Source organism: Streptomyces sp. Pv4-95 (assembly GCF_045782725.1).
GTDB lineage: Bacteria > Actinomycetota > Actinomycetes > Streptomycetales > Streptomycetaceae > Streptomyces.
The window spans coordinates 6,795,954-6,820,816 of record NZ_CP127172.1 but is presented as its reverse complement, the minus strand read 5'-3'; the positions used below and the strand labels follow the sequence as shown (position 1 = coordinate 6,820,816).

Below are 24,863 nucleotides of genomic sequence, written 5' to 3'. Positions count from 1 at the left end.
GTCACAGTACCGGCCGCCGCGGCGCCCGCCGCACCGGTCGTCGCTCACTCCTTGGCCAGGCCCCAGCGGGCCCGCAGACCCACCCGCTCGTCAGTGGCCACCGAGGCGGCGCCGTCGGTGACCGTCTCGTACACCGCGAGGATGTCGGCGCCGACCGTCGACCAGTCGAAGCGGCGGACGTGCTTGCTGCCGCGTGCGCGCAGCTCGGCCAGCCGCTCGGGGTCGGCGAGCAGGCGTACGGCGGCGGCGGCGAGGGCGTCCGCGTCCTCGTTGGCGAAGAGCTCCCCCGCCTCGCCCTGGTCCAGGACCTGGGCGAACGCGTCGAGGTCGCTGGCCAGGACCGGGGCACCGGCCGACATCGCCTCGACGAGGATGATGCCGAAGGACTCGCCGCCGGTGTTGGGCGCGACGTACAGATCGACGCTGCGCAGCAGCCGGGCCTTGTCCTCGTCGGTGACCATGCCGAGGAACTCCACCCGGGAGCGCATCTCGGGGGGCAGCGCGGCGACCGCCTCCTCCTCGTCACCGCGGCCCGCCACCAGCAGCCGGGCGTCCGGCACCTCGGCGAGGATCGCGGGCAGCGCCTTCATGAGGACCGGCAGGCCCTTGCGGGGCTCGTCGATCCGGCCGATGAAACCGATCGTGCTCGCGCGGCCGCTGCCGGACCCCGCGTCGACCTCGGGGGCGGACTGCCACTCGGCCTTCGGCTCGGCCCGCGCGAAGAAGTCGACGTCGACGCCGTTGGGGATGACCACGGCGTCGCCGCCGAGGTGCTCGACGAGGGTGCGGCGGGCGTACTCGCTCACCGCGATCCGGGCGCTGATCTTCTCCAGCGCCGGCTGCAGGATCGGGTACGCGGCGATCATCGCCCGGGAGCGCGGGTTGGAGGTGTGGAAGGTCGCCACGATCGGTCCCTGGGCCGCCCAGCAGGAGAGCAGCCCCAGGGACGGCGAGGCCGGCTCGTGGATGTGGATGACGTCGAAGGCGCCGTTCTGCAGCCAGCGGCGCACCCGGGCCGCGGAGAGGAAGCCGAAGTTCAGCCGGGCGACCGAGCCGTTGTAGGGCACCGGGACCGCGCGGCCCGCGGAGACGACGTACGGCGGCAGCGGCTTGTCGTCGTCAGCGGGGGCCAGGACGGAGACGTCGTGGCCGACCCGGATCAGGTGTTCGGCGAGGTCCCTGATGTGGAACTGGACGCCACCGGGGACGTCCCACGAATAGGGGCAGACAATGCCGATTTTCACGCCTTCTCCGTTTCCGCGGCATCGCCGTGGGCGGCGGGAGGGGCCTCGGCCGGCGGGCCGGCCGCGTCGCCCGGGGCCGCGGTGCCGTCGTCGGCGGGGGCCTCCTCGCGCGGCTCCAGGTCGGCGAGCCAGAGGCGCTGGAGCATGTGCCAGTCCGCCGGGTGTTCGGCGATCCCGGAGGCGAACGCGTCCGCGAGGGCCTGGGTCATCGCGGACGCCTTCTCCGTGCGGGTGCCGGTCTCGGGCACCTCGATCTCCGGGTGGACCCTGCCGCGCATGATCGGCGTCCGGTCGTACCAGAGCGTGACGGGCAGGAGCATCGCCCCGGTCTGCAGGGCGAGCATCGCCGGGCCCGCCGGCATCTTCGCCGCCTCGCCGAAGAACTTGACCTCTATGCCCGAGCTGGACAGGTCGCGGTCGGCGACCAGGCAGACCAGGCCGCCGGCGCGCAGCCGCCGCGCCAGGGTGCCGAAGGCGGCCCCGCCGGTGTGCGGCAGCACCTCCATGCCCAGAGCCTCGCGGTAGGCGACGAAACGGTCGTAGAGGGATTCCGGCTTGAGGCGTTCGGCGACGGTGGTGAAGGGGACGCCGAGCTTGGTGGTGACCCAGACGCCCGCGAGGTCGTAGTTGCCCATGTGGGGCAGTGCGAGGATGACGCCCCGGTCGCTCTTGAGCCCCTCCTCCAGGTAGTGCACGTCCTGGGGGGTGAAACCGGCCTTTATCCGCTGCTCGCTCCAGGCGGGCAGCCGGAAGGACTCCATCCAGTAGCGCAGGTAGGCGCGCATCCCGGCCTTGGACAGCTCACGGAGACGTTCGGGCGAGGCGTCCGGCACCACCCGGGCGAGGTTGGACTCCAGGCGGCGGACGCCCTTGCCGCGGCGCTTCCACGCCAGGTCGGCGATCTGCCGGCCGAGGCGTACGGCGACGCCTTCCGGCAGCTTCTTGACCGTGCTCCAGCCCAGGCCGTAGAGCCCGTCGGTCAGCTTGTCGGTGTCGAGCCCCAGCAGTCCGGTCCGCGCCGTGCGGCCGGAGTCCGGGCCCTCTTCCGTTCCCTCTTCACGGCTCATGCGCCGCTCCCCCCTTGGGCGATTCCGTCGGCCTCGGCCGATTCACGGCGCACCGTCACCACGCGCTGGGCGAGGGTGACCGCGCTGCCGACGCCGACGATCCACAGGGCGATCGGCAGCAGGATGTCGATGCCGGGCACGCCGAACGCGTGCAACCCGGACAGACCGCACGCGACCAGCGTGATGACCAGCCGCTCGGCCCGCTCCACCAGGCCGTTGACGTTCACCGGCAGCCCGATGGCCTCCCCGCGCGCCTTGGTGTAGGAGACCACCTGGCCGCTGGCGAGGCAGAAGATCGCCATCGCGCAGAGCAGCAGGCTGTCGCCGCGCCCGGCGTACCAGAGGGCCAGTCCGCCGAAGACGGCGGAGTCGGCGACCCGGTCGAGGGTGGAGTCGAGGAAGGCGCCCCAGCGGCTGGAGCGGCCGAGCTGCCGCGCCATGTTGCCGTCGACCAGGTCGGAGAAGACGAACAGGGTGATGACGATCGTGCCCCAGAAGAACTCGCCCAGCGGGAAGAAGATCAGGGCGCCGGCCACCACGCCGCCGGTTCCCACCAGGGTGACCGCGTCCGGGCTGACCCCGAGGCGGATGAGCAGGGCGGCGAACGGCGTGAGAACACGCGTGAAGAACGCACGCGCGTACTTGTTCAGCATGGCCTTCCCGGAGGGTCGATGCGGGCCGTGCGGTCAAAAGGGGCCACCGGCTGGCCCATCGTAGCCAGGCGGTCCGCGGCAGCCGTCAATGCGTCACGGCGTGGGGCGCAAGCCACGGCTCGCGGGCATCGGCTCGCGCCCCCGGGTGCACCTACGAGCCCGTCGGCCCTGTTCCCGGGCCCTTTCGTCACAAGATCACCGCTCAGCTCCCCGACCGCCCCCCTTGCGCCACGTATGGACGCATCATGACCACGGTGGAAAGCTCGAATCACCGCAAAGTGTCGACCTGGAGGCGAGACACATGAGCGAGAAATCGAGTACACGCCCGGGAGCCGCCGGAAGGGCGTCTACGGCCGACCGGCCCACCGCCCTGCGGAACGTGGTGCTGGTCGGCCACAGCGGTTCGGGAAAAACCACCCTGGTCGAGGCGCTCGCGCTGGCGTCCGGCGCCGTCAATCGGGCGGGCAGGGTCGAGGACGGCGGCTGTCTGTCCGACTACGACGAGATAGAGCACCGCCAGCAGCGCTCCATTCAGCTCTCCCTGGTCCCGGTCGACTGGGGCGACGTCAAGATAAATCTCCTGGACACCCCGGGGTACGCCGATTTCGTCGGGGAATTGAGGGCCGGTCTGCGCGCCGCGGACGCGGCCCTTTTCGTGGTCTCGGCGGCGGACGGGGTGGCGGGCGCCACCCGTGCCGTCTGGGACGAGTGCGCGGCGGTCGGCATGCCGCGGGCCCTGGTCGTCACGCATCTGGAAGCGTCCCGCTCGGACTTCGGCGAGATGACCGAGCTGTGCCGCGGCACCTTCGGCGGCGAGGACCCCGACGCGGTGCTCCCCCTGTACCTCCCGCTGTACGGCACACCGGGCGCCGACGGCCACGCACCCGTGCACGGCCTGATCGGCCTGCTCTCCCAGCGGGTCTTCGACTACTCCTCCGGTGAGCGCACCGAGCGCGCGCCCACGGCTGAGGAGCTGCCCCTGATCGAGCAGGCTCGCAACCGGCTGATCGAAGGGATCATCGCCGAGAGCGAGGACGAGTCCCTCATGGACCGCTATCTCGGCGGTGAGGACATCGACGTCAAGACCCTCATCGGGGATCTGGAGACGGCCGTGGCGCGCGGCACGTTCCACCCGGTGCTCGCGGCAGGTCCGGCCGCCGAGGGGTCCCGGCAGGGGCTCGGCACCATCGAGCTGCTGGAGCTGATCACCGGCGGCTTCCCGACCCCGGCGGAGCGCGAGGCACCCCCCGTCACCGGCATCGACGGCGCCGCCCGCGCCCCGCTGACCTGCGATCCCGCCGGCCCGCTCGCCGCGGAGGTGGTCAAGACCTCCTCCGACCCCTACGTAGGCCGGCTCTCCCTCGTCCGCGTCTTCTCCGGCACCCTGCGCCCGGACGAGACGGTGCATGTCTCCGGGCACGGCCTGCAGGACCGCGGCCACGAGGACCATGACGTCGACGAGCGGGTCGGCGCGCTGTCCGCACCCTTCGGCAAGCAGCAGCGCACCCTGTCGCAGGCGATCGCCGGCGATCTGGCGTGCGTGGCGAAACTGTCCCGGGCGGAGACCGGCGACACCCTCTCGGACAAGGACGCTCCCCTGCTGATGGCTCCCTGGACCATGCCGGACCCCCTGCTGCCGGTCGCCATCCAGGCACACAGCAAGGCCGACGAGGACAAGCTCTCGCACGGCCTGGCCCGGCTGGTGGCCGAGGATCCGACGATGCGGCTGGAGCACCATCAGGACACCCACCAGGTGGTGCTGTGGTGCATGGGCGAGGCGCATGTCGACGTGGCGCTGGAGCGCCTGCGGGCCCGCTACGGCGTGCAGGTGGACACCGTCACCCACCAGGTGTCGCTGCGGGAGACCTTCGGCTCCGCCGCCTCGGGGCGCGGCCGCCATGTGAAGCAGTCCGGCGGCCACGGGCAGTTCGCGATCTGCGAGATCGAGGTCGAGCCGCTGCCGGGAGGATCCGGCATCGAGTTCGTCGACAAGGTGGTGGGCGGCGCGGTGCCCCGGCAGTTCATCCCGTCCGTGGAGAAGGGCGTACGCGCCCAGGCCGCGCGCGGGGTCGCCGCCGGGCACCCCCTCGTCGACATCCGCGTCACCCTGCTGGACGGCAAGGCGCACTCGGTCGACTCCTCCGACGCCGCGTTTCAGACGGCGGGTGCCCTGGCGCTGCGGGAGGCGGCGGCGGAGGCCCGGATCGACCTCCTCGAACCGGTCGTCGAGGTGACCGTGCTGATTCCGGACGACTTCGTCGGCACGGTGATGAGCGATCTCTCGGGGCGCCGGGGCCGGGTGGTGGGTACCGAGCAGTCAGGGGCCGGCCGCACCCTCGTCCGCGCGGAGGTTCCGGAACTGGAGGTCGGCAGGTACGCCGTGGATCTGCGCTCCCTGTCGCACGGGACAGGGCGATTCCAGCGCATCTACCTGCGACACGAGCCGATGCCGTCCCAGCTCGCCGGGAAGCTGCGGGAACAAGCCGAAAACGGCGCATAGTTAACGGCTGCTCAGCCGCTGTCCCGCTCAACTCCCTTGGGCCGGGCGGCGGCTGTACGCTGAGAGCCTGCCGGCTGGGTGTGGGGCGGGGAGAGATCAAGAGGTCGCAGGCCCAGCAGGTGTGCCGCGAGCGGTAGTCGGGAAAGAGCCGCATCATCGGATGCGTGCGGTGATGGGGGCGGTAGTGGCAGACGGCTTTGACTTCAGTCCCGGGGCGCAGGTGCCGCTCCTGGGAGGCTCCGGTCAGACGGCGGCCACCCAGGCGCTGGCCTCGGTCGCCTATCGGGACAGTCCGCTCACCGACATCTCGACGGCCGACTCCGAGTCCGGCACGTCGGAGATCAAGAAGCCGAAGCTGTCGCTGTTCGCACCGAATCTCGGCGAGGCGTACGCCCGCGCCGTGCAGGTGCGGATGCTCGGCGGCGGCCGCAAGGCGCTCATCCAGTCCTTCGGCACCGAGCCGCAGACCGTCGTCGAGCACTGTCTGTCCGCCACCCGCGTCCGCAAGCAGCGCGATGCCAAGCTGACGTTGCTGATGGTGCTGTTCGGCCTGGTCTTCCTGCCGGGCGTACTGCTGTGGCTGGGTGCCTTCCAGCTCAAGAAGATGCTCTCCAAGGACAAGGGCGGCGTCTCCCTGCTGGGCACCGTGCTGCTGCTGGTGCTCGGCGGCGCCGCGGTGTTCTTCATGGTCAAGCTGCCGCTGACCGGCTTCTGGGCGCTGTACGCCCGCCTCATGCTGGTCGCCCCGGTGGTCGGCTGGTGGCTGGCCAAGCAGATCTGCGAGAAGACCGCCGTGATGATGCGGGACGCCTGGAAGGGCCTGCTCGACGGCGGCGGCGTGGCCGCGAAGATCCCCGAGGCGGTGCCGCAGGACCCGAACGAGATCGCCGCCGAGACCCTCCGGCAGAACCTCGCCAAGGTCTCCGCCGAGCAGCGCAGCAACGTCGTCTTCTACGCCGGGCCCAAGGGGATACTCGGCATGGGCACGCGCTGGGGCAGCTGGCAGCTGGCCGAGGAGCTCCGGCCGGCGCAGGAAGGCACCGATATCCACCCCTTCCGCAGCTGGGACGTCATCCGGGTGATCCACGACCGGCTCCGCCTGCTGGAGCGCAGCCCGCTGCACACCGGCGGCTTCCAGCAACCGCCGTCGGTGCGCCACTGGATCGTCTCCCCGGTCGGCGAGAAGGCCACGGCCGTCGCCCACCCGGAGGGCACGGAGGTGGAGGCCTTCCAGGTCCGCGGGCACGAGATAGAGCGGATCTGCAACGAGCAGCAGTTCGGCAGCGGCAACCGCCACTATCTCGGCGTCCAGTTCGTGCTCTGGGACGGCCAGCTGGTGATCACGCTGATGATCACCGTCACGGTGCTGCACGAGACGCTGCGCATCGAGGTCACCGGCCACGCCCTGGGGCCGGTGAACGCCCTCTTCACCACCAAGCCCGAGCCCAAGACCAAGGACGTCGCCAAGGTCGTACGGTTCTGGGAGACCAAGACCCAGACGCTGCCGCTGATCGAGCCGGGCGAGGTCGTCCGCCTCGCCGCCCGGGCCCCGCTGACCTGGTTCCCGCCGGTCCTGGACTTCCTCGGCGGCAAGCTCGTCCTGCCCGAGCCCTTCGGCCTGCGGCACGTCTGGGCCGACAAGCCCTGGCGCCACCGCTTCATGGCCGACGACGCGCTGCGCGCGGCCACCCCGGTACTGCGCACCGTCCACGCCGCCGCCATGAGCGTGCTCAAGGAGAACGGCGTGGACACCGAGCGCTTCGACAACCGTTCCCTGGTGCTGAGCGGCATGATCCAGGGCGTCGAGCCGGCGAAGGCGGACGAGTACAACGCCTAGGGCGTGGCTCTCGGATCGGCCCTAGCGGAAGATCCCGGTGTGTCCGAGGGAGTAGCGGCCCGGCTGCGGATAGACGGCCAGGCCGTGCGGCCCCTCGCCCACCGGGATCTTCGCCAGCGTCTTCCCGGTGCGGGTGTCGAGGGCGTAGACCTCGGAGTTGTAACGGCCGGACAGCCACAGCACCTTGCCGTCCGCGGAGACACCGCCCATGTCGGGGCTGCCGCCGCCGGGGATCCGCCATTTGTCGACGAGATCGCCGCTCTTGAAGTCGAGGAGCGAGATGGTGCCCTCGCCCCGGTTGGAGATGTACATGTGCTTGGAGTCGCGGCTGACGTAGAGACCGTGCGCGCCCTTGCCGGTGGGCATCAGCTTGGGCTGGTCGAAGGTGTCACCGTTGAGGACCCACATGCCGTCGGCCATCATGTCGGCGATGTACCAGGTCTTGCCGTCCGGTGAGATCTTCACGTCCTGCGGCATGGCGCCCTCGAACGGCAGCTTCTGCTGGCCGATGACCTTCATCTTCGCGGTGTCGACCTTGAGCAGTTCGCCGGAGAACTCACACGAGACGACGAAGTACCTGCCGTCGGGCGAGAAGTCGGCGTGGTTGACGCCCGCGCAGCTGACCGGCACCGTCTTGCGCACCTCCATGGTGTGCGGGTCGCGGAAGACCAGCTGCCTGTCCATCGAGGCCATGACGACCGCGTACTTCCCGTCGGGCGTGAAGTACAGGTTGTAGGGGTCGTGGACGTCGACCTTCTTGCCGGCCTTGCCGTTGGCCGGGTTGATCGGGGTGAGGTCGTGTCCCCGGTTGTTGTTGACCCAGAGCGTCTTCATGTCCCACGAGGGCACGACGTGCTGGGGCTGCACGCCCACCGGGATCGTCTCGATGACCTTGTACGTCTTCGGGTCGATGACGCTCACCGTGTCCGACCCGGTGTTGGGTACGTACACCCGCGAGGGGAAGCCCTTGACGGCCGGCGACAGCTTGTTGGGGCGGTCCGCCGCGTAGAGGTCGTTCTGGTCCAGCAGCGGCGGCATGCCGGGCAGGCCCGGCTTGACGGCCTTGGCCGGTGACGGCTTCGCCGGGTGCGGGCTGTTCTCGGCGGCCTTGATCTCGCTGCCGCCACCGCAGCCGGCCGCCACCAGCGCGCAGGCCACGGCGAGCAGTGCGGCCCGGCGGCCGGGGCGGGACGTCGTGCGGTCTTGAGTACGGGTCCGGTCAGCCATCACGTCACTAGCTCCGTTGTCGTCACCGCGCGCAGACCGCGCCGGCGGAGGCCGTCGAGGATCGGGGGCAGCGCGGCCACCGTGCCGGCGTGCCCGAGGTGGAGGCTCACGACCGAGCCCGGTTCGACGCCGTCCACCACCGTGCGCCGGACAGCCGGCGCCCCGGGGTCGTCCGCGTCGAGGGAGTCCAGGTCGTAGGAGAGGATGTGCGGGTAGCCGGCCTTACGGGCCAGCCGGGTCACCAGGGCGGTGGACCGCTGGGTCTGCGAGGGGCGGAACCAGCTGCCGATGCTTCCGGTGAGCCGTCGCAGCCGGTCGGCGCACTGGCTGATCTCGGCGTACGCCGCGTCTGCCGGCAGCGCGCAGATATTGCGGTGGTGCATCGTGTGATTGCCCAGCTCGTGGCCGCCGTCGAGGATCCGGCGGGCCATCGCGGGATGCTCGTCGAGCCAGTCGCCGATGGCGAGCACGGTGACCCGGGCGCCGCCCCGCTCCGCCTCGCCCAGCAGGGCGGTGGCCAGCTTCGGGTCGCCCCGCCCGTGGAAGGTCAGGGCCACCGCCTGCCGGTCGCGCGGGCCGTGCTCGATCTCCGCGGGCAGACCGGGCACCCGGGTCGGCGGGCGGGCGGCATGCGCCGGGGAGGGCGAGGCGGCACCCGGGCTGGACGTCGGCGGGCCGGCCCCCTCGGAGTGCGGCGGGTCGGTGACCCGTACCGCCGAGGAGCCCGTGCCGGCCCGGGCGCAACTCGACGCGAGCGCGCCGACGGCCACGGCCGAGGCGGCCGCGCGCAGCACGGAGCGGCGATCTAGGGAAGTCACCACACCATTAGAGGGGCAGCTATTCCAAATAGTGGCGATCTATCCGATTCGTCCGGGTGCGTGTCGCTTTGCGCACCCGGACGGGAGACCGTCTACGCGGGCCAGGCGTCCGCGAGCATTGCCCGTGTGTCGGCGAGGAGTTGAGGCAGAACCTTGGTGTGGCCGACCACCGGCATGAAGTTGGTGTCGCCGCCCCAGCGCGGTACGACGTGCTGGTGGAGGTGGGCCGCGATCCCGGCGCCGGCGACGGTGCCCTGGTTCATCCCGATGTTGAAGCCGTGCGCCCCGGAGGCCGTACGCAGCGCGGACATCGCCTGCTTGGTCAGCTCGGCGAGCTCCGCGGTCTCCGGGCCGGTCAGCTCGGTGTAGTCGGCGACGTGCCGGAAGGGCACCACCATGAGGTGGCCGCCGTTGTACGGGTACAGATTCAGCACCGCGTAGACCTGCTCGCCGCGCGCGACCACGAGGCCGTCCTCGTCCGACTTCGCGGGAATCGAACAGAACGGGCAGCCGTCATCGGCCCCCGGACCGGTCGGCTTGTTCTCCCCCTGGATGTAGGCCATCCGGTGGGGCGTCCACAGGCGCTGGAAGGCGTCCTGTGTCCCGACTCCGATCTGCTGCTCCGGCTCGCTTGTCATACGGGCCAGCATATGACTTCGCCTGTTCGAGGCGTGTCGTTGGGGCGGACCCCGCGGTCCGCTCCACGATGCTGAGCGGGTGGACAACGAAGAGCGGCTGCGGAGATGGGAACAGCGCGCCGAGCCGTACCTCCTCCTCGCCTCGCTCCTCTTCCTCACCTCCTACGCGGTCCGCGTCCTGATCCCCGACCTATCCCCCGGCTGGCACGCCCTGTGGGAGACCGTCACCGCCGTGAGCTGGGCCGTCTTCATCGCCGAATATCTCGCGCGGCTGGCCTTCAGCAACAACCGGCGGCACTTCGTACGCACCCGCTGGCTGGACCTCATCGTGACCGTGCTGCCGCTGCTGCGCCCGCTGCGCATGGTCGACCTGCACGAACGTCTCCAGCGGCGCAGGCAGCGGCCGCGGCTCGCGCTGGAGGCGCGGGTGATGACGTACTCCGGGCTCTCCGCGCTGCTGCTGGGCTTCGCCGCCAGCCTGGCCGTCCTGCACGACGAGCGCTATGCCCCCGGGGCGAACATCCGGACCTTCGGCGACTCCGTGTGGTGGGCCTGCTCCGCGCTGACGACGACCGGCTACGGCGACTCCACGCCCGTCACCGTGCGCGGGCGGGTGGTCGCCACCGGGCTGATGTGCGTGGGGGTCGCCCTGGTCGGGGCGGTGGTGGGCTCGTTCTCCTCCTGGCTGATGCGCCGCTTCCGGCAGGAGGGCGAAACCTGACCGGGCCCCGGCGAGCGTGGTGCGCTCGCCGGGGCCCGGTACGGGGAAGAACCGCTGTCAGACCTGGACGCGGCGCTCCACGACGTCGAGGAGCTCGGCGATCGCCTCGTCGCGCGGAATGCCGTTCTTCTGCGAGCCGTCGCGGTAGCGGAAGGAGACCGCGTTGTTGGCGAGGTCCTCGTCACCCGCGATGACCATGAACGGCACCTTGCTCTTCTGCGCGTTCCTGATCTTCTTCTGCATCCGGTCCGAGGAGGCGTCGACCTCGACCCGCAGCCCCTTGGCCTTCGCCGCGGCGGCGAAGTCCTGGAGGTAGGACACATGCGCGTCGCCGATCGGGATACCGACCGCCTGGACCGGCGCGAGCCACGCCGGGAAGGCGCCCGCGTAGTGCTCCAGCAGCACCGCGAAGAACCGCTCGATGGAGCCGAACAGCGCGCGGTGGATCATGACGGGGCGCTGCTTGGTGCCGTCGGCCGAGGTGTACTCCAGGTCGAAGCGCTCGGGCAGGTTGAAGTCCAGCTGGACGGTGGACATCTGCCAGGTACGGCCGATGGCGTCCTTGGTCTGCACGGAGATCTTCGGGCCGTAGAACGCGGCGCCGCCCGGGTCCGGGACCAGCGGCAGCCCCTGCTTCTCGGCCACCTTGCGCAGCGTCTCGGTGGCCTCCTCCCACGCCTCGTCCGAGCCCACGAACTTCTCCGGGTCCTTGGTGGACAGCTCCAGGTAGAAGTCGGTCAGGCCGTAGTCGCGCAGCAGGTCCAGGACGAAGGTGAGGGTGGCGTCCAGCTCGTCCGCCATCTGCTCCTTGGTGCAGTAGATGTGCGCGTCGTCCTGGGTGAAGCCGCGGGCGCGGGTCAGGCCGTGCACCACGCCGGACTTCTCGTACCGGTAGACGGTCCCGAACTCGAAGAGGCGCAGCGGCAGTTCGCGGTAGGAGCGGCCGCGCGCATCGAAGATCAGGTTGTGCATGGGGCAGTTCATGGGCTTGAGGTAGTAGTCAACGCCCTCGTCGAGCTGCATGGGCGGGTACATACCGTCGGCGTACCAGTCGAGGTGGCCCGACTTCTCGAACAGCTTCCCCTTGGTGGCGTGCGGGGTGTAGACGAACTCGTACCCCGACTCCTCGTGGCGCCGGCGGGAGTAGTCCTCCATGACCCGGCGGATGATGCCGCCCTTGGGGTGGAAGACCGCCAGGCCGGAACCGATGTCCTCCGGGATGGAGAACAGGTCCAGCTCGGAGCCGAGCTTGCGGTGGTCGCGCTTCTCGGCCTCGGCCAGGAACTCCAGGTACGCCTTCAGCTCGTCCTTCGTCGGCCAGGCGGTGCCGTAGATGCGCTGGAGCTGCTTGTTCTTCTCGCTGCCCCGCCAGTACGCCGCGGCCGAGCGCATGAGCTTGAAGGCCGGGATGTTCCGGGTGGTGGGCAGGTGCGGACCGCGGCAGAGGTCCTTCCAGCACAGCTCGCCGGTCTTGGCGTCGAGGTTGTCGTAGATGGTCAGCTCGCCGGCACCGACCTCCGCGGACGCGCCCTCGGCGGCCTCGGCGGCGGAGCCCTTGAGGCCGATGAGCTCCAGCTTGTACGGCTCGTCGGCGAGCTCCTCGCGGGCGTCCTCGTCGGTGGTGACCCGGCGCGCGAACTTCTGCCCGCGCTTCTGGATCTCCTGCATCTTCTTCTCGATGCGCTTGAGGTCGTCCGGGTGGAAGGGCTTCTCGACGTCGAAGTCGTAGTAGAAGCCGTCCTTGATGGGCGGCCCGATGCCGAGCTTCGCCTCCGGGAACAGCTCCTGCACGGCCTGGGCCATCACATGCGCGGTGGAGTGCCGCAGGATGTTCAGGCCGTCCTCGGAGGTGATCTCGACAGGCTCGACCACCTCGCCATCGGTGATCTCGTAGGCCAGGTCCTTCAGCTCCCCGGCCACCCGAGCGGCGACGACACTGCGCTCGCCCTGGAAGAGCTCGGCGGCCGTAGTCCCCGTGGTCACCACGCGTTCTTCCCGCTCGGAATCGCGTTGGACGGTCACACGGACGTCTGACACCGGTCTCTCCAAACTCATGTCTCTTGCACGTCAGCGATTGCTGCGCAGCCGAATCGTACCGAGCCACCCGACCCCACCGCGAAACGGTTTGCCCCGGGCCCCGCTCAGTCGCCGGACAGCGGCCCGCCGCACGCCTCCTCGAAGAAGTCCAGATTCTCCTGGAGGGACTTCATCAGCCGGTCCCGCTCGGTGTCGTCGACCTGTACGGGCGTGACCTCGCAGCCGCCGGTGAGGCGCCGGAAACCGCCCCGGCTCTCCAGCCGCCCGGTCACCCGGACCGGCAGCCCCACGAGGTGGGCGTGTGCGGCGATCCGGTAGTCCTCCTCCCCCAGGGCGACCCGCACCTGCACCACATCCGCCCCGGCGAGCACCCTCAACCGCACCGTCCCCGGCCCACCCGGCCGCTCCCGGCGCAGCCGCACGACCGCGCCGGTCAGCCGCACCGGCAGCGACGGCTCACCGCGCACATAGCGGCGGGCTGCCTGCTGGAGCGCCGGCAGGTCCCCGGGGGAGAACTCCACCGGCTCGGGGCGGGCCGCGCTGCCGGCCGGGGCGCCGGCCGCCGGCGACCACTCCACCGTGATCCGCACCCCCTCGGAGTCCCGTACCAGCGCGATCAGCGCCTGGGCCAGCTCGTAGCAGACGCCCAGCTCCACCGCCGCGTCGAAGGCCTCCATGCCGCCGGTGGCCCGCTGGTAGTCGGTCGCGTCCCGCGCGGCGTGCAGCGCCCGCTGCAATCCGGCGACGGCCGTACGCCCGGCCCTGACGGGAACGAACGCGGTCATCCGGCGCCCGGCCGACGCCGGTCCGACCAGTACCGCGGCCATGAACTTCTCGGCCTGCCGTTTGTGCCGTGCCCCGTAGAAGCCGGCGCGGGAGCAGGTGCCGAGGGCCCCGGCGATCAGCGTCGAGCGCGCGGCACCGCGCAGTTGCTCCTGGGCCAGCCACGCCGCGGCCCCGGCGCCGTCGTCCGGGATCCCCCGCTCCCAGCGCACCTCGTCGCTGGGTACGGCCAGCCCCACCAGCACCTCCCCGGCGGAGGGCACCGCGCTCCGGGCGAGGGCGGCCAGCGCCTCGGCCAGCAGCTCCGCGCTGTCGGGGAAGCGGCGATCGTGGGGCACCAGCAGGCTGGTGCCGCCCCCTCCGCCGGGCGGCGTCCACCGGGCGTAGTGCCCGGCGGCCCCGCCCCTGCGGCGCCAGCCGTGCCGGGCGAGCAGCGCGCCGAGCACGGCAGGGTCGAGCTGCGCGGGGTCCAGCAGCCTCGCGTCGTATTCATCGGTCGGCCGGTACATCAGGGTCTCCCTCCCGCCCCGACGCGCGTCATGATGTCGCAGAGCGCACGGTCGTCGAAGATCCGCGTGGTCGGGATCCGCACGGTGGTCCTGCGCCGGCCGGTCACCGGGTGGCCGGCCAGGTTGGTCCAGTAGCAGCAGTGCCGCAGTTCGAGGTGGTCGTGACCGGCCCGCAGCCAGTCCTCCTGGGTACGCGGCACCAGCATCACCACCAGGATCTTGTGGACCGCAACGGGCGTACGGGCCAGCTTCACCAGGTGATCGTTGTCGAGCGTGAAGGCGAAGGTGGGCCCCGGGGGGCGCGGAGCGGTCTGGTAGGTGCACTTGAGCTGCACCTTGATGGTGACCTCGTCGTCGATGGTGTGGCCGGCCCCGCCGTGGCTGACGTGCCAGTCGATTCCGTTGTCCGGGAAGGGCTGCGACAGCGAGCACCCGGAGGCGGCGGCGATCGCGTGCAGATAGCCCACCTGGAGGGTCTCCATGCAGGCCGTGGTGGCGAGTCCGCCGCGCCGCGGGGTGATCCGCTGAGGCAGCAGCCCGCCCGGTTCGGGCTGCGCGAGCGTCATCGCTCCCATGCCTTCCGGGCTGTGCCGATCGAAACCTGTGGATGACGGGGAGACAGCCGCCCGCGCGCAAAAGGAGATCCAGCGTGCTCTCGGCTGCGCCCGGTGGCGCCCGAGGACGCCGCCGCCGGACCGCGCGGATCGCGCCGGCCCGTCCCTGTGGTTTTCTCCGCGTCAAGTGCTCCGCAAACAAAGGCGGTTCGACCACCCGGCAGCTCGGGTATCACCAGCTCGGGTGACGTACACCGGCACCCGCCGCACGAGCCCGAGGAGTTGGGATGATGCCGTGCTGGTATGACGGTCCACTTGCTTCCTTCGACACCGAGACGACGGGGATCGACGTCGAGCGGGACCGGGTCGTCTCCGCGGCCCTGGTGGTCCAGGAGACCCCCCGCTCCGCGCCGCGGATCACCCGCTGGCTGATCAATCCGGGCGTGGAGATACCCGAGGCCGCGACGGCGATACACGGCCTGACCGGTGACCATCTCGCGCTGCACGGCCGGTGGCCGGCACCGGCGCTGGAGGAGATCGCCCGCGCCCTGGCCGCCCAGTCCGTGGCGGGCCGGCCGCTCGTCGTGATGAACGCGCCGTTCGATCTCACCCTGCTGGACCGCGAGTTGAAACGGCACCGCGCCACCCCCTTCGACGCCTATCTCGGCGGCCGCTCGCTCTGCGTCCTGGACCCGCGGGTCCTCGACAAGCACCTCGACCGCTACCGCAAGGGCCGCCGCACCCTGACCGACCTCTGCGCGCACTACGAGGTCGAGCTGACCGGCGCCCACGAGGCGGCGGCCGACGCCCTCGCCGCGCTGCGCGTCGTCCGGGCACTGGGACACCGCTTCGCCGAACGCCTGGAAGGGCTGCAGCCGCGCGAGCTGCACACCCGGCAGGCGGTCTGGTACGCCGCGCAGGCCCGCGGGCTGCAGGCGTGGTTCGACCGCAGCGGCACTCCCGAGGCCGTCGACCCCCATTGGCCGCTGCGTCCCGAACTCCCCGCCGCCGCCTGATAGCACCTCAGAATTCCCGGCATTCACCGGCGGCGGTTTCCCCGGCGCCCGCGGAAAAGACGGATCTCCGGCACATCTCCGACCGCCTCCGGCCGCTCTCCGCGAGATCTCAACAAAAAGAACCGGGCCGCCATTTGGCGGCCCGGTTCTTGATCCCGGTGGGCGATACTGGGTTCGAACCAGTGACCTCTTCGGTGTGAACGAAGCGCTCTCCCACTGAGCTAATCGCCCGGGTGTCGGCGAGGTTTCCCCGCGAACGACCTGAACAATACAGGTCGCGGCGGCCTTTCATCAAATTCCTGGGCCGCACCGGTCCGGGCGGACCCGCCGGACCTCCCGGCCGCCCTCACCCCCGGGCCAGCCACCTCGCCAGCCCACGCCGGCCGGCCCGCATCATCACGGCGTGATTGAGGCGGAACAGCGGCCGCGCCAGGGGCGCGAGCACCCTGAGGAGCGGCTTGCAGACCTCGACCTCCTGCTCGTAGACCGCGCGCGTCCCGCCCTTGCCGGGGCGAATCGTCCAGCGCGCCCAGCCCGCCAGGTCCCCGCGCATCGCGATCTCCAGCACGCCCGCCCCGGGATCCCGTACCTTCTCGGCGGCCACGATCGTCAGGTCGTACGGCAGCAGTGACCGGATCCGGGCTTCCGCGGTGCGCTCGTCGATCGAGGTCACCTCACGCACCTGCGGCCACCACCGGGGATACGCCTCGACGCGTTCGAGCACGGCGTAGACGACGCCGGGCTGCGCGTCGAGCAGCCATACGCTGCGGAAGGTGTGGCGATGCAGGCGGCCTGACCAGTCGGACATGATCCCAGTGTGCGCGACAGCGGTGAGCGCGCGCTCAACAACCACGACGGCCCGGAGACTTGATGTCTCCGGGCCGTCGTCCGGGGTGGGCGATACTGGGTTCGAACCAGTGACCTCTTCGGTGTGAACGAAGCGCTCTCCCACTGAGCTAATCGCCCGGCGCACCGCCAACATTACCCCACGTGGGCGGGGGCTCCGGACCATTTGTGGATCACTCGGAGACGTTCCACGGCATCGCGAAACCGAACTTCCACACATACACCGCGAGCGCCACCGCGATGATCACCAGGCCGATGGTGGTCAGAATGATGTTGCGCCGCCGCACCTTCGGGTCGAGCGCTTTCTGGGCCGCCTCGGTGACCTTCACCTTCGTCCAGCGCAGCACCAACTGCGCCCAGACGAATTCCGTCGCCCAGATCGCCATACCGCCGAAGATCACCAGCCAGCCGGGACCCGGCAGCGGCAGCATGATCACTCCGGCCACCACGACCGCGAGGCCGACCACGAAGACTCCGACCTGCCAGCTCACGTGCAGCGGCCGGGAGCTCTTGATGAAGCGCGGCGCCCGCGATCCGAGCGGACGCTCGGTCGTCGTGGCGTCCTCCTCGTCGGCTTCCGGCCCCCCGTTACTCTGCGTATTCATAAGGCCAACTTACCGGACGAGATCCGTCCACCGGAATTACCGCCGAGGACGATCCCGCAATCCGCCGTAAGAGGTACCTGAAGCCACCCAAAACAGTCAGAGGGGTTTACAACGGCACCGTAGGTGGCATGTCGATTTCGCCGACGTGCGAATCCCCGAGCGCACACTGAGCGAAAGGCCCTGGCGCTTATGAACACCACGGTCAGCTGCGAGCTGCACCTGCGCCTCGTTGTGTCGAGCGAGTCCTCACTGCCTGTACCCGCGGGCCTGCGGTATGACACGGCCGATCCCTACGCCGTGCACGCCACCTTCCACACCGGAGCCGAGGAGACCGTCGAGTGGGTTTTCGCCCGCGACCTCCTCGCCGAGGGCCTGCACCGGCCCACCGGCACCGGAGACGTCCGCGTCTGGCCGTCCCGGAGCCACGGACAGGGCGTGGTCTGCATCGCCCTGAGCTCCCCGGAGGGAGAAGCCCTTCTCGAGGCCCCCGCACGGGCCCTCGAATCGTTCCTCAAGAGGACCGACGCCGCCGTGCCACCCGGTACGGAACACCGGCACTTCGATCTCGACACGGAGCTCTCCCACATCCTCGCGGAGAGCTGAGACGCACCACAGCCATCCACCGCACCCAACCGCTCACGACTTGCGACCGTCCGACTCGGGGCGACGGCGCAGGACCGACAAGTTCATACGGCACACTTCGGCGCCGTCGCCGCGGACCCACCGCGGAGGCGGCGCCGAGGCTTGTTCGAAGCGCTAGAGTCGGCGACCATTCGGCAACGAACACCGGGGTCGGCACGCGTCGGACCCCATCCGGCCAGGGAGCGAACCGTGATGATCACCCATGACACCCGGTGCGCGCTCGACGCGGTCGTCGATCTGCTCAACACCGCACCGGAGGGCGAAGCGCCCGGGGCGCCGGACAGCCTCACCGACCTCGCCGCCCTCCAGGAGTTCGTGCAGCGCAACGACGTCAGCGACGTGGGCGCCCTCGGCGAGGACGATCTGGCGGCCGTGCGGGACGTCCGCGCACGCTTCGCCCAGGTCTTCGCGGCCGAGGACGACCGGATCGCGGCCGAGCTGCTGAACTTCCTGGTCGCCTCGGCCGGCACCACACCGCGGCTGACCGATCACGACAACTACGACTGGCATGTCCACTACTTCGCGCCGGGCGCCTCGGTCTCCGACCACCTGGCAGCGGACGGCGGGATGGCGCTGGCGTTCCTCGTGGTCGCCGGGGAGCGCGAGCGGCTGCGGCACTGCGAGGCGCCGGACTGCCGGCACGCCTTCGTCGACCTCTCGCGCAATCGGTCCCGGCGCTACTGCGACAGCCGCACCTGCGGAAACCGGCTGCACGTCGCCGCCTACCGCGCCCGGCGGCGGGAGGCCGCGGGCTGAACGGCGTACCGCCCGCCCGGCAGCGGGCAGGCGGCCTCACAGGACGTACAGGTCGTGTACGGCGCCGAGCAGGAGCAGAAAGCCGATAACGCCGAGGAAGAGCATCAGCGGCGGCTGGGACAGCGCGAAAAGACAGCCGCGCGGTTCGGGGGCCGGGGCGTCGTCCCGGGCCAGGGCGCACTCATCGTTCATCTCGCGCGCATCATGGCGCAGATGATCGTCCCGAGGCGCCCAATGGGCCCCTCAGCAGCGGTAGTTCATCAGATCCCGTGCTTTTTCAGGATCGCTTCGATGTCCGAGAAGTCATCCTTGGGTGCAGCCTCCTTGCCCCGCTCCCGCGGCTTCGCGGCCGGCTGAGCGGCGCCGCGGCCGGCGCTCAGGGAGGGCGCCGAGGCGGCCGGTGCCACGGCGTCGGGCCGGGAGCCCTTCGCCGCCTTGCGCTCCTTGCGGCTTCCCACGCCGCCCCTGCGGCGCTCCACTGTCCTGGCCAGCAGGAACAGCACGACCGAGATCGCGAGGATGCCGAAGCCCGCCCAGACCGTCGGCTTGAAGACGAGGTCGGTGACCCAGTCGATGACGCCGGTCATCACCAGGCCGATGGGGATGAGGGAGAAGGCGGCGATGCGGGTCGCGGTCAGGAACCGCTTGCGGTACGCGGTCAGCGCGGCGATGCCCAGGCCCGCCGCCGACACCGCGGCACACACGGTCGAGGTCAGCATCCGGTCCTCCTGCCGATGGATGTGCGAGCGGCAATCCGCTCCTGCCTTCCATCCTGCCCTCTCCGGCGCTCCGGCGACCATGTTCCGTGCCGTCCTCAGGGACATTTCCGGGTTCGCTCCTCCCCCGGTCCCGTTGCGGTCCCTCTCCGGTCCCGCTTCGGGCGGCGGTCCGCGGGCTGGAAGACTGGCCTCATGAACGATGCCACCACCTCCCGCCCCGCCCGCCCCGTCCTGGACGTGTGGTGCGAGCTGCAGTGCCCGGACTGCCACGCCGCCCTGGAGGACCTGCGGGCGGTACGCGAGCGCTACGGCGACCGCCTGGAGCTCCGGCTGCGGCACTTCCCGCTGGAGAAGCACAAGCACGCCTACGTCGCCGCCCAGGCCGCCGAGGAGGCCATCGACCAGGGCCAGGGGTGGCCGTTCATCGAGGCGGTGCTGGCCCGTACCGGCGAGCTCGGCAGCCGCGGCGAGAAGCTGCTGCTGGAGGTGGCCGCGGAGCTGGGCCTCGACGCGGAGGAGATGGACACCGCGCTCATCGACGGCCGGCATCTGCTGATCGTCGACGCGGACCAGGCCGAGGGCAAGGCGATCGGGGTGAGCGGCACCCCGACGTATGTGATCGACGGCGAGCGGCTGGACGGCGGAAAGAGCCAGGAAGGGCTGCGCGCCCGGATCGAGGAGATCGCCGACCGCCTCCTGGCCGAGCGCGGCTGACGCCGGGCGCGCCACGGGCCGGCCTGCCCGCTCACAGCAACGGCTTCCACAGCAGGTAGGCGGTGGGCCGGTAGCCCAGAGAGTCGTAGAGGCTCCGGGCCGGGGTGTTGTCGGAGTAGACGTTGAGGCCCAGGGACGAACGTCCGGCGGAGAGGCTCTCGCGCTCGGCGACGAGCATCAGGGTGCGCCCGTGGCCCCGGCCCCGGTGGGCGGCCGCGACCTGCACATCGACGACGTAGCCGCCGGGCTGCTCCGCCATCCGCAGGGCGACCCAGATGCTGCCGACCCGCACGCCGTCGTCGGTGAGGACGCGCAGCGCCTGGTCGGGCGTCCCCACGCCCTCCGGCAGCAGCGCACGGTGCCCGGCCGCGGACGCCTCCTCGGCACGCTCGGGGGCCATCCCCTGGCCGATCTGCGTACGGACGTGCAGCGCGAGCGCGGCGTCCCGCCAGGCCGGGTACTCCTCCTCGCTCAGCGGACGGGCAACGCTGCCCTCGGGAAGCGGGGGCGGCTCGCTGAGTGGCTTGGCCAGGGTGCGGCTGCGTTCGGTGTAGCCGAGAGCGGTGGCGAGCCGCACGGCGGCCTCGGTCTCGGCCGGGACGGTCAGTTCGATCTGCCGGCAGCCCCAGCCGCGCAGCACCTCCTCCGCGGCGAGCGCGGCGACCGTGGCGCGGCCGCGCCGCCGGTCGGGGGCCTCGATCCGGAGGGCCTCGATCCGGCCGGCCGTGGGGCCGAACCGAGGGTCCGTACCCAGCCGGATACCGCCCGCCCGGCGGCTGTTGACGCAGACGTCGTAGACACGGGCCCGTCCCCCGTCGTCACGTCGTTCTTCCGGTCCCGCGGGCCGCAGCGTTGTGGTCACGCAGTCTTTCTACCCGCCGCCCGGCCGCCGGGCACGTCCTCAGCGCGGATCGAAATCCGCCGCCGCGTGCTGCTCGAAGATCCGCAGGGCCTCGGCCGTCACCGGGCCGGGGGCGTCGGCCAGTTGGCGCCCGTCGATCCGGGTCACCGCCTGGACGTCGCGCAGCGTGGAGGTCAGGAAGATCTCCTCGGCCCGTTCCAGCACGTCCAAAGGCAGATCGGTCTCCTTGGCGCCCGCCCAGGAGACCGTCAGGGCCCGGGTGATGCCCGCCAGACAGCCGGAGGCCAGCGGCGGGGTGTGCAGTTCACCGTCGAGGACGACGAAGACGTTGGAGCCGGTGCCTTCGCAGAGCGCGCCGACGGTGTTGGCGAACAGCGCCTCGGAGGCGTCCTGTTCGCGGGCGCGGGCGAGCGCGACGACGTTCTCGCCGTAGGACGTCGACTTCAGCCCGGCGAGCGCGCCGCGTTCGTTGCGGGTCCAGGGCACCGTGACGGCGGCCGTGGTGTCGGGCCTGCGGTGGGTGCCGGACAGCGCGATCACCAGCGTCGCGCCCAGATCGCCGCGGTCCGAGCCGAGCGGCGAGACGCCGCCGGTGTAGGTGATCCGCAGCCGTCCGAGCGCCATCGGGTTGGCTTCCAGCACGGCCGCACAGCCGCGCCGCACCTCGTCGAGGTCGGGGTCGGGCAGTCCGAGCCCCCGGGCGGAGGTCGTCAGCCGCTCCAGATGGCGGGTGAGGGCGAAGGCACGCCCCTCCTCGGCCTTGAGGGTCTCGAAGACTCCGTCGCCGACCGTCAGGCCGTGGTCGAAGACCGAGACGCGGGCGCCGTCGGCGTCCCGTAGTCCCCCGTCGAGCCAGATCTTCATCGTCGCTCTCCTCCACTCGCGGCGTGCAGTCCCGACGCTACCGCCAGCAGCCTGCTCGCCTTCAACTCGGTCTCGGCCCACTCCCGGTCGGGATCGGAGTCCCAGATGATGCCCGCCCCCGCGCCGAAGCGGAGCACCGGACCCGCGGGCGCGGCGCGGTCGATCCAGAACGTCCGGATCCCGACGGCCAGCTCGCCGGTGCGGCGGTCGGCGTCGACCCAGCCGATGCCGCCGCAGTACGGGCCGCGGGGCGCGGTCTCCAGCTCGTCGATGATGCGCAGGGCGCTGGACTTGGGGGCGCCGGTGACGGACCCGGGCGGGAAGGTGGCGCCGAGCAGGTCCGCCCAGGCCGTCTTCTCGTGCGTCTCGGCCAGCTCGCCGCGCACGGTGGACACGAGGTGGACGAGGCCGGGGTGTTCCTCGACCGCGCAGAGTGCCGGGACGGTCACCGTGCCGCTCGCGCAGACCCGGCCGAGATCGTTGCGGACCAGGTCCACGATCATCACGTTCTCCGCCCGGTCCTTCTCGGAGAGGTCCTCGGCGGTCCTCCCGGTCCCCTTGATGGGCCCGGACTCGACGGTGCGGCCCGCCCGGCGCAGATACAGCTCGGGGGAGGCGGTGGCCACCTCTACGCCATGGGCGGGCAACCGGACCGTGCCGGCGTACGGGGCGGGGTTGCCCAGGGCCAGCACCGCGGAGAGGGCGTCGACGTCGGCGCGGGCGGGATCGGGCAGCGGCGCGGTCAGGACGCGGCAGAGGTTCACCTGATAGACCTCGCCGGCCGCGATGTATGCACGGATGCGCCGTACGCCGGCGGTATAGGCGTCCCGGTCCAGGGAGCTGCGCCAGGCGGCCGGCGTCGGTCCGCTCCAGCGGCCGGGCGCGGGCGCGTCCGCGGCCGTGGCGGGCCGGACGTCCGCGAAGCGGGCGCAGACCACCGCGCCCTCGAAGTCCGCGATCACCGCCCACCAGCCGGTGGAGTCCAGGGCCGCGGGATCGCTGGTGACATCGCGCAGGTCGGTGGCTATGAGACCCCCGAAGCGCGCCATGGGAGGGAAGTCGTGCACGTCAGTGAGTCTATGGCGGTGGCCCGATCGCCGCCCGGGCCGAGTGAGCAGCGCAGCACGCTGCACAAACGCGTTTTTGTACTGGCCCCGGAATCCGCTAGAGTTCAACACGTCGCCGGGACGCGCAAGCGCCCCGGAGGCCGAGTAGCTCCCGGACGTAGTCTGGGAGACACACCTGCGGACGTAGCTCAGTTGGTAGAGCACCACCTTGCCAAGGTGGATGTCGCGAGTTCGAGTCTCGTCGTCCGCTCGATGTGGGGGATCTTTTCCCGAACCCCCTCACTCCTGGTGGAGTGGCCGAGAGGCGAGGCAACGGCCTGCAAAGCCGTCTACACGGGTTCAAATCCCGTCTCCACCTCCAAGGACGATTAGCTCAGCGGGAGAGCGCTTCCCTGACACGGAAGAGGTCACTGGTTCAATCCCAGTATCGTCCACTGGATCCCCGGCAACGCATCACCGGGTGTCCGTCCCGCGCGATTAGCTCAGCGGGAGAGCGCTTCCCTGACACGGAAGAGGTCACTGGTTCAATCCCAGTATCGCGCACGCAGCACCTGCGGAGATCATCGAGATCCGCGGTCCCGAGGACGATTAGCTCAGCGGGAGAGCGCTTCCCTGACACGGAAGAGGTCACTGGTTCAATCCCAGTATCGTCCACACAGCAGCCGAGGGCCGGAGCATTCGCTCCGGCCCTCGGTCGTTGATCAGGACGAGAACAGCATCCGTCCGAAGCTGCGGTGGCCATGGTGGCCGTGGTGTCCGTGGTGGCCCTGGTGCGGGGCGCCCCAGGCGGGAGCCGCCGGGTATGCCTGCGGGGCGGGCGGCGGGGGCGGCGCCTGCTGGGACCACTGCGACTCCAGGCGGGTCAGCGACTCCAGCTCCCCGTAGTCCAGGAAGATCCCCCGACAGCCTGCGCACTGCTCGATCTGAACGCCATTGCGGTTGTACGTGTGCATCGGTGCATGGCACTTGGGGCACTGCATCGTCGGCTCAACTCCTGTCATTCATTGCTGCTCACTGCGGCGTCGCCGGAACGTCCTCCCGGCGACGAGGTGTTCACCCTACGTTGCGCGCGGCGGGCGCCAACTGCCGCGGCAGCGAGGTCATGCGGGCGCAGGCGTCCACGACCGCCGTCTCGATCTCGTCGAGGGGGCGGGACTCCCCCGCCGCCTTGGCCACGGCGAGGGCGGCGGTCTGCACGGTCAGCGCGCGGGCGGGTATTTCCAGGTCGGGCCAGGGGTCGCCGTCCGGACGCACGGCGCGGCCGCCGGCCGTGCGATAGGCGGAGAGGAAGCGCGACCAGACGTCCGGGGCGAGCAGGCCGGTGGCGAACCAGGCGGCCGGGCGGGCCAGGTCCCAGGCGGGGTCGCCCAGACCCAGGTCGTCGATGTCTATGAGGAGCCACCGGCCGCCGGTGGCCGGGTGGCGTACGAGCTGGCCGAGGTGGAGGTCGCCGTGGCACAGGAGGGCCGGCTGCGGCCCCGGAGCGACGCCGCGCGCCCAGGGCGGCAGCAGGGCCCATGCGGCTTCGATGGACCCGGCCGCCTCGGCGAGAGGGCCCGGCACGGGCCGGGGCGCCCGGGGCGCGGGGATCGCGCCGCCGGTCGGGGCGAGCGCGGCGCGCAGGCGGGCCATGGCGCGTGCGGCCTTGGCCGGGCCGCGCATCGGGGGCACCGGGCCGGGCAGTTGGGCCGGGTCGACGGCGTGCAGGCGTGCCAGCAGGACGGCGGCTTCCTCCCAGGGCGCGCCGTCGGGGTCGTCGGGCGGGACCGGGCTGCCGTACGGCCAGCGGGTCAGTGCCCGGCCCTCCTCGGTGAGGGTGAGGAAGCCGTCGGGGGCGGTGACCGGGAGCGGTGGCAGCAGGATGCCGTGCAGCGAGGGGTGGGCGGCGATACGGAGGCGGGTGGCGAGTGCGGCGGTGTCGCTGTCGGGGGCGTGGGCCTTGGCGACCGTGTGGCCGGTGCGGACGACCGTGCCGTCCGGGCGGTCGGCGAGCACGGACGTGGCCGTGGCCGGCGCCGGTCCGCTCGCCTGCGACGCCTCGGGGTGCGTCGCCGCGGCGGCCGACAGGGCGGCCAAGCGGTCGAGCAATGTGCTGGTCATCCGTCCCCCGAGGGCTGCGAGCGGTGCGGACCGTGGGCGGCCCGGCCTGGGATCGTACGCGCGGTCCCGGTGGAAGGGTCCGGC

General features: G+C 71.3%; 25 protein-coding genes and 7 tRNA genes. 12 read left to right on the top strand and 20 right to left on the bottom strand.

The window, feature by feature from the left end; translation table 11 throughout:
- Window positions 1-44: 44 nt before the first annotated feature.
- From QOM21_RS29910 to pgsA, 3 genes are read right to left on the bottom strand one after another with little or no spacing between them, the layout of a single operon-like run.
- A complete protein-coding gene (locus QOM21_RS29910; protein WP_407554128.1) occupies window positions 45-1,244 on the bottom strand; it encodes a glycosyltransferase family 4 protein in 1,200 nt (399 codons plus the stop codon).
- Window positions 1,241-2,311 (bottom strand): phosphatidylinositol mannoside acyltransferase, encoded by a 1,071-nt coding sequence (locus QOM21_RS29905; protein ID WP_407554127.1) that lies wholly within the window; start codon window positions 2,309-2,311, stop codon window positions 1,241-1,243. Before QOM21_RS29905 ends, QOM21_RS29910 begins: the two co-directional genes overlap by 4 nt.
- Window positions 2,308-2,964 (bottom strand): phosphatidylinositol phosphate synthase, encoded by a 657-nt coding sequence (pgsA, locus tag QOM21_RS29900; RefSeq protein WP_407554126.1) that lies wholly within the window; start codon window positions 2,962-2,964, stop codon window positions 2,308-2,310. The genes QOM21_RS29905 and pgsA overlap by 4 nt, the downstream gene beginning before the upstream one ends.
- Before the next feature lie 301 nt (window positions 2,965-3,265).
- Here pgsA and QOM21_RS29895 point away from each other — a divergent pair, with 301 nt between their 5' ends.
- A complete protein-coding gene (locus QOM21_RS29895) occupies window positions 3,266-5,464 on the top strand; it encodes an elongation factor G-like protein EF-G2 (RefSeq protein ID WP_407554125.1) in 2,199 nt (732 codons plus the stop codon).
- A 160-nt stretch (window positions 5,465-5,624) separates the two neighbouring features.
- Window positions 5,625-7,301: a hypothetical protein gene (locus tag QOM21_RS29890; RefSeq protein ID WP_407554124.1), complete on the top strand. Its 1,677-nt coding sequence runs from the start codon at window positions 5,625-5,627 to the stop codon at window positions 7,299-7,301.
- Window positions 7,302-7,322: 21 nt separating this feature from the next.
- Here the strand turns inward: QOM21_RS29890 and QOM21_RS29885 are convergent, their stop codons facing one another.
- The 3 genes from QOM21_RS29885 to QOM21_RS29875 form a co-directional block, all read right to left on the bottom strand.
- Window positions 7,323-8,528: a hypothetical protein gene (locus QOM21_RS29885; protein WP_407554123.1), complete on the bottom strand. Its 1,206-nt coding sequence runs from the start codon at window positions 8,526-8,528 to the stop codon at window positions 7,323-7,325.
- Window positions 8,528-9,346: a polysaccharide deacetylase family protein gene (locus QOM21_RS29880; RefSeq protein ID WP_407554122.1), complete on the bottom strand. Its 819-nt coding sequence runs from the start codon at window positions 9,344-9,346 to the stop codon at window positions 8,528-8,530. Before QOM21_RS29880 ends, QOM21_RS29885 begins: the two co-directional genes overlap by 1 nt.
- 92 nt (window positions 9,347-9,438) lie before the next feature.
- The gene (locus QOM21_RS29875) at window positions 9,439-9,996 is read right to left on the bottom strand and encodes an HIT family protein (RefSeq protein ID WP_393894244.1); all 558 of its coding nucleotides are present in this window, start codon (window positions 9,994-9,996) and stop codon (window positions 9,439-9,441) included.
- A 67-nt stretch (window positions 9,997-10,063) separates the two neighbouring features.
- Between QOM21_RS29875 and QOM21_RS29870 the strand changes: the two genes are divergently transcribed.
- Window positions 10,064-10,705, top strand: a complete 642-nt coding sequence (locus QOM21_RS29870; RefSeq protein ID WP_407554121.1) for a potassium channel family protein — start codon at window positions 10,064-10,066, stop codon at window positions 10,703-10,705.
- A gap of 57 nt (window positions 10,706-10,762) precedes the next feature.
- On the opposite strand, the gene thrS is transcribed toward QOM21_RS29870, so the two are convergent.
- From thrS to QOM21_RS29855, 3 genes are all read right to left on the bottom strand, one after another.
- Window positions 10,763-12,742 carry a threonine--tRNA ligase gene (thrS, locus tag QOM21_RS29865; protein ID WP_407554120.1) on the bottom strand — a complete coding sequence of 660 codons (1,980 nt, stop codon included), beginning with the start codon at window positions 12,740-12,742 and terminating at the stop codon, window positions 10,763-10,765.
- Between the two features lie 104 nt (window positions 12,743-12,846).
- Window positions 12,847-14,034: a hypothetical protein gene (locus tag QOM21_RS29860; protein ID WP_407554119.1), complete on the bottom strand. Its 1,188-nt coding sequence runs from the start codon at window positions 14,032-14,034 to the stop codon at window positions 12,847-12,849.
- Window positions 14,034-14,600 carry a DUF4365 domain-containing protein gene (locus QOM21_RS29855; RefSeq protein ID WP_407554118.1) on the bottom strand — a complete coding sequence of 189 codons (567 nt, stop codon included), beginning with the start codon at window positions 14,598-14,600 and terminating at the stop codon, window positions 14,034-14,036. The genes QOM21_RS29860 and QOM21_RS29855 overlap by 1 nt, the downstream gene beginning before the upstream one ends.
- Before the next feature lie 278 nt (window positions 14,601-14,878).
- Here QOM21_RS29855 and QOM21_RS29850 point away from each other — a divergent pair, with 278 nt between their 5' ends.
- Window positions 14,879-15,604: an exonuclease domain-containing protein gene (locus QOM21_RS29850; RefSeq protein WP_407555906.1), complete on the top strand. Its 726-nt coding sequence runs from the start codon at window positions 14,879-14,881 to the stop codon at window positions 15,602-15,604.
- A 159-nt stretch (window positions 15,605-15,763) separates the two neighbouring features.
- Here the strand turns inward: QOM21_RS29850 and QOM21_RS29845 are convergent.
- The 4 genes from QOM21_RS29845 to QOM21_RS29830 all read right to left on the bottom strand — a co-directional run bounded on the left by QOM21_RS29845 (window position 15,764) and on the right by QOM21_RS29830 (window position 17,055).
- Window positions 15,764-15,835, bottom strand: a tRNA-Val gene (locus QOM21_RS29845).
- A gap of 115 nt (window positions 15,836-15,950) precedes the next feature.
- On the bottom strand, window positions 15,951-16,412 hold the full coding sequence (locus tag QOM21_RS29840; protein ID WP_407554117.1) for an SRPBCC family protein: 462 nt from the start codon (window positions 16,410-16,412) through the stop codon (window positions 15,951-15,953).
- 86 nt (window positions 16,413-16,498) lie between these two features.
- A tRNA-Val gene (locus QOM21_RS29835) sits at window positions 16,499-16,570 on the bottom strand.
- A gap of 53 nt (window positions 16,571-16,623) precedes the next feature.
- Complete coding sequence (locus QOM21_RS29830; RefSeq protein WP_407554116.1) at window positions 16,624-17,055, bottom strand: TIGR02611 family protein; 432 nt, start codon at window positions 17,053-17,055, stop codon at window positions 16,624-16,626.
- Between the two features lie 189 nt (window positions 17,056-17,244).
- Between QOM21_RS29830 and QOM21_RS29825 the strand changes: the two genes are divergently transcribed.
- Together QOM21_RS29825 and QOM21_RS29820 are read left to right on the top strand one after the other, a co-directional pair.
- On the top strand, window positions 17,245-17,658 hold the full coding sequence (locus QOM21_RS29825; RefSeq protein ID WP_003959770.1) for an SsgA family sporulation/cell division regulator: 414 nt from the start codon (window positions 17,245-17,247) through the stop codon (window positions 17,656-17,658).
- A 228-nt stretch (window positions 17,659-17,886) separates the two neighbouring features.
- Window positions 17,887-18,453, top strand: a complete 567-nt coding sequence (locus QOM21_RS29820) for a CGNR zinc finger domain-containing protein (RefSeq protein WP_407554115.1) — start codon at window positions 17,887-17,889, stop codon at window positions 18,451-18,453.
- Window positions 18,454-18,489: 36 nt separating this feature from the next.
- Here the strand turns inward: QOM21_RS29820 and QOM21_RS29815 are convergent, their stop codons facing one another.
- The gene (locus tag QOM21_RS29815) at window positions 18,490-18,645 is read right to left on the bottom strand and encodes a hypothetical protein (RefSeq protein WP_393894253.1); all 156 of its coding nucleotides are present in this window, start codon (window positions 18,643-18,645) and stop codon (window positions 18,490-18,492) included.
- A 68-nt stretch (window positions 18,646-18,713) separates the two neighbouring features.
- Window positions 18,714-19,172 carry a hypothetical protein gene (locus tag QOM21_RS29810; protein ID WP_407554114.1) on the bottom strand — a complete coding sequence of 153 codons (459 nt, stop codon included), beginning with the start codon at window positions 19,170-19,172 and terminating at the stop codon, window positions 18,714-18,716.
- Window positions 19,173-19,364: 192 nt separating this feature from the next.
- Here QOM21_RS29810 and QOM21_RS29805 point away from each other — a divergent pair, with 192 nt between their 5' ends.
- Window positions 19,365-19,886 (top strand): DsbA family protein, encoded by a 522-nt coding sequence (locus QOM21_RS29805; protein WP_407554113.1) that lies wholly within the window; start codon window positions 19,365-19,367, stop codon window positions 19,884-19,886.
- A gap of 31 nt (window positions 19,887-19,917) precedes the next feature.
- Here the strand turns inward: QOM21_RS29805 and QOM21_RS29800 are convergent, their stop codons facing one another.
- From QOM21_RS29800 to QOM21_RS29790, 3 genes are read right to left on the bottom strand one after another with little or no spacing between them, the layout of a single operon-like run.
- Window positions 19,918-20,748 carry a GNAT family N-acetyltransferase gene (locus QOM21_RS29800; protein ID WP_407554112.1) on the bottom strand — a complete coding sequence of 277 codons (831 nt, stop codon included), beginning with the start codon at window positions 20,746-20,748 and terminating at the stop codon, window positions 19,918-19,920.
- Between the two features lie 39 nt (window positions 20,749-20,787).
- A complete protein-coding gene (locus tag QOM21_RS29795) occupies window positions 20,788-21,612 on the bottom strand; it encodes an aminotransferase class IV (protein WP_407554111.1) in 825 nt (274 codons plus the stop codon).
- A complete protein-coding gene (locus tag QOM21_RS29790; RefSeq protein WP_407554110.1) occupies window positions 21,609-22,679 on the bottom strand; it encodes a chorismate-binding protein in 1,071 nt (356 codons plus the stop codon). Before QOM21_RS29790 ends, QOM21_RS29795 begins: the two co-directional genes overlap by 4 nt.
- A 177-nt stretch (window positions 22,680-22,856) precedes the next feature.
- On the opposite strand from QOM21_RS29790, the gene QOM21_RS29785 reads away from it, so the two are divergent.
- The 5 genes from QOM21_RS29785 to QOM21_RS29765 all read left to right on the top strand — a co-directional run bounded on the left by QOM21_RS29785 (window position 22,857) and on the right by QOM21_RS29765 (window position 23,333).
- A tRNA-Gly gene (locus QOM21_RS29785) sits at window positions 22,857-22,929 on the top strand.
- Window positions 22,930-22,966: 37 nt separating this feature from the next.
- A tRNA-Cys gene (locus QOM21_RS29780) sits at window positions 22,967-23,040 on the top strand.
- 1 nt (window position 23,041) lies between these two features.
- Window positions 23,042-23,113 (top strand) — tRNA-Val (locus tag QOM21_RS29775).
- A gap of 37 nt (window positions 23,114-23,150) precedes the next feature.
- Window positions 23,151-23,222: transfer RNA gene (locus tag QOM21_RS29770), tRNA-Val, on the top strand.
- Window positions 23,223-23,261: 39 nt separating this feature from the next.
- A tRNA-Val gene (locus tag QOM21_RS29765) sits at window positions 23,262-23,333 on the top strand.
- Between the two features lie 47 nt (window positions 23,334-23,380).
- Here the strand turns inward: QOM21_RS29765 and QOM21_RS29760 are convergent.
- The gene (locus tag QOM21_RS29760; protein WP_393894517.1) at window positions 23,381-23,659 is read right to left on the bottom strand and encodes a zf-TFIIB domain-containing protein; all 279 of its coding nucleotides are present in this window, start codon (window positions 23,657-23,659) and stop codon (window positions 23,381-23,383) included.
- Between the two features lie 73 nt (window positions 23,660-23,732).
- Window positions 23,733-24,779: a phosphotransferase gene (locus tag QOM21_RS29755; protein WP_407554109.1), complete on the bottom strand. Its 1,047-nt coding sequence runs from the start codon at window positions 24,777-24,779 to the stop codon at window positions 23,733-23,735.
- Between the last annotated feature and the right edge of the window lie 84 nt (window positions 24,780-24,863).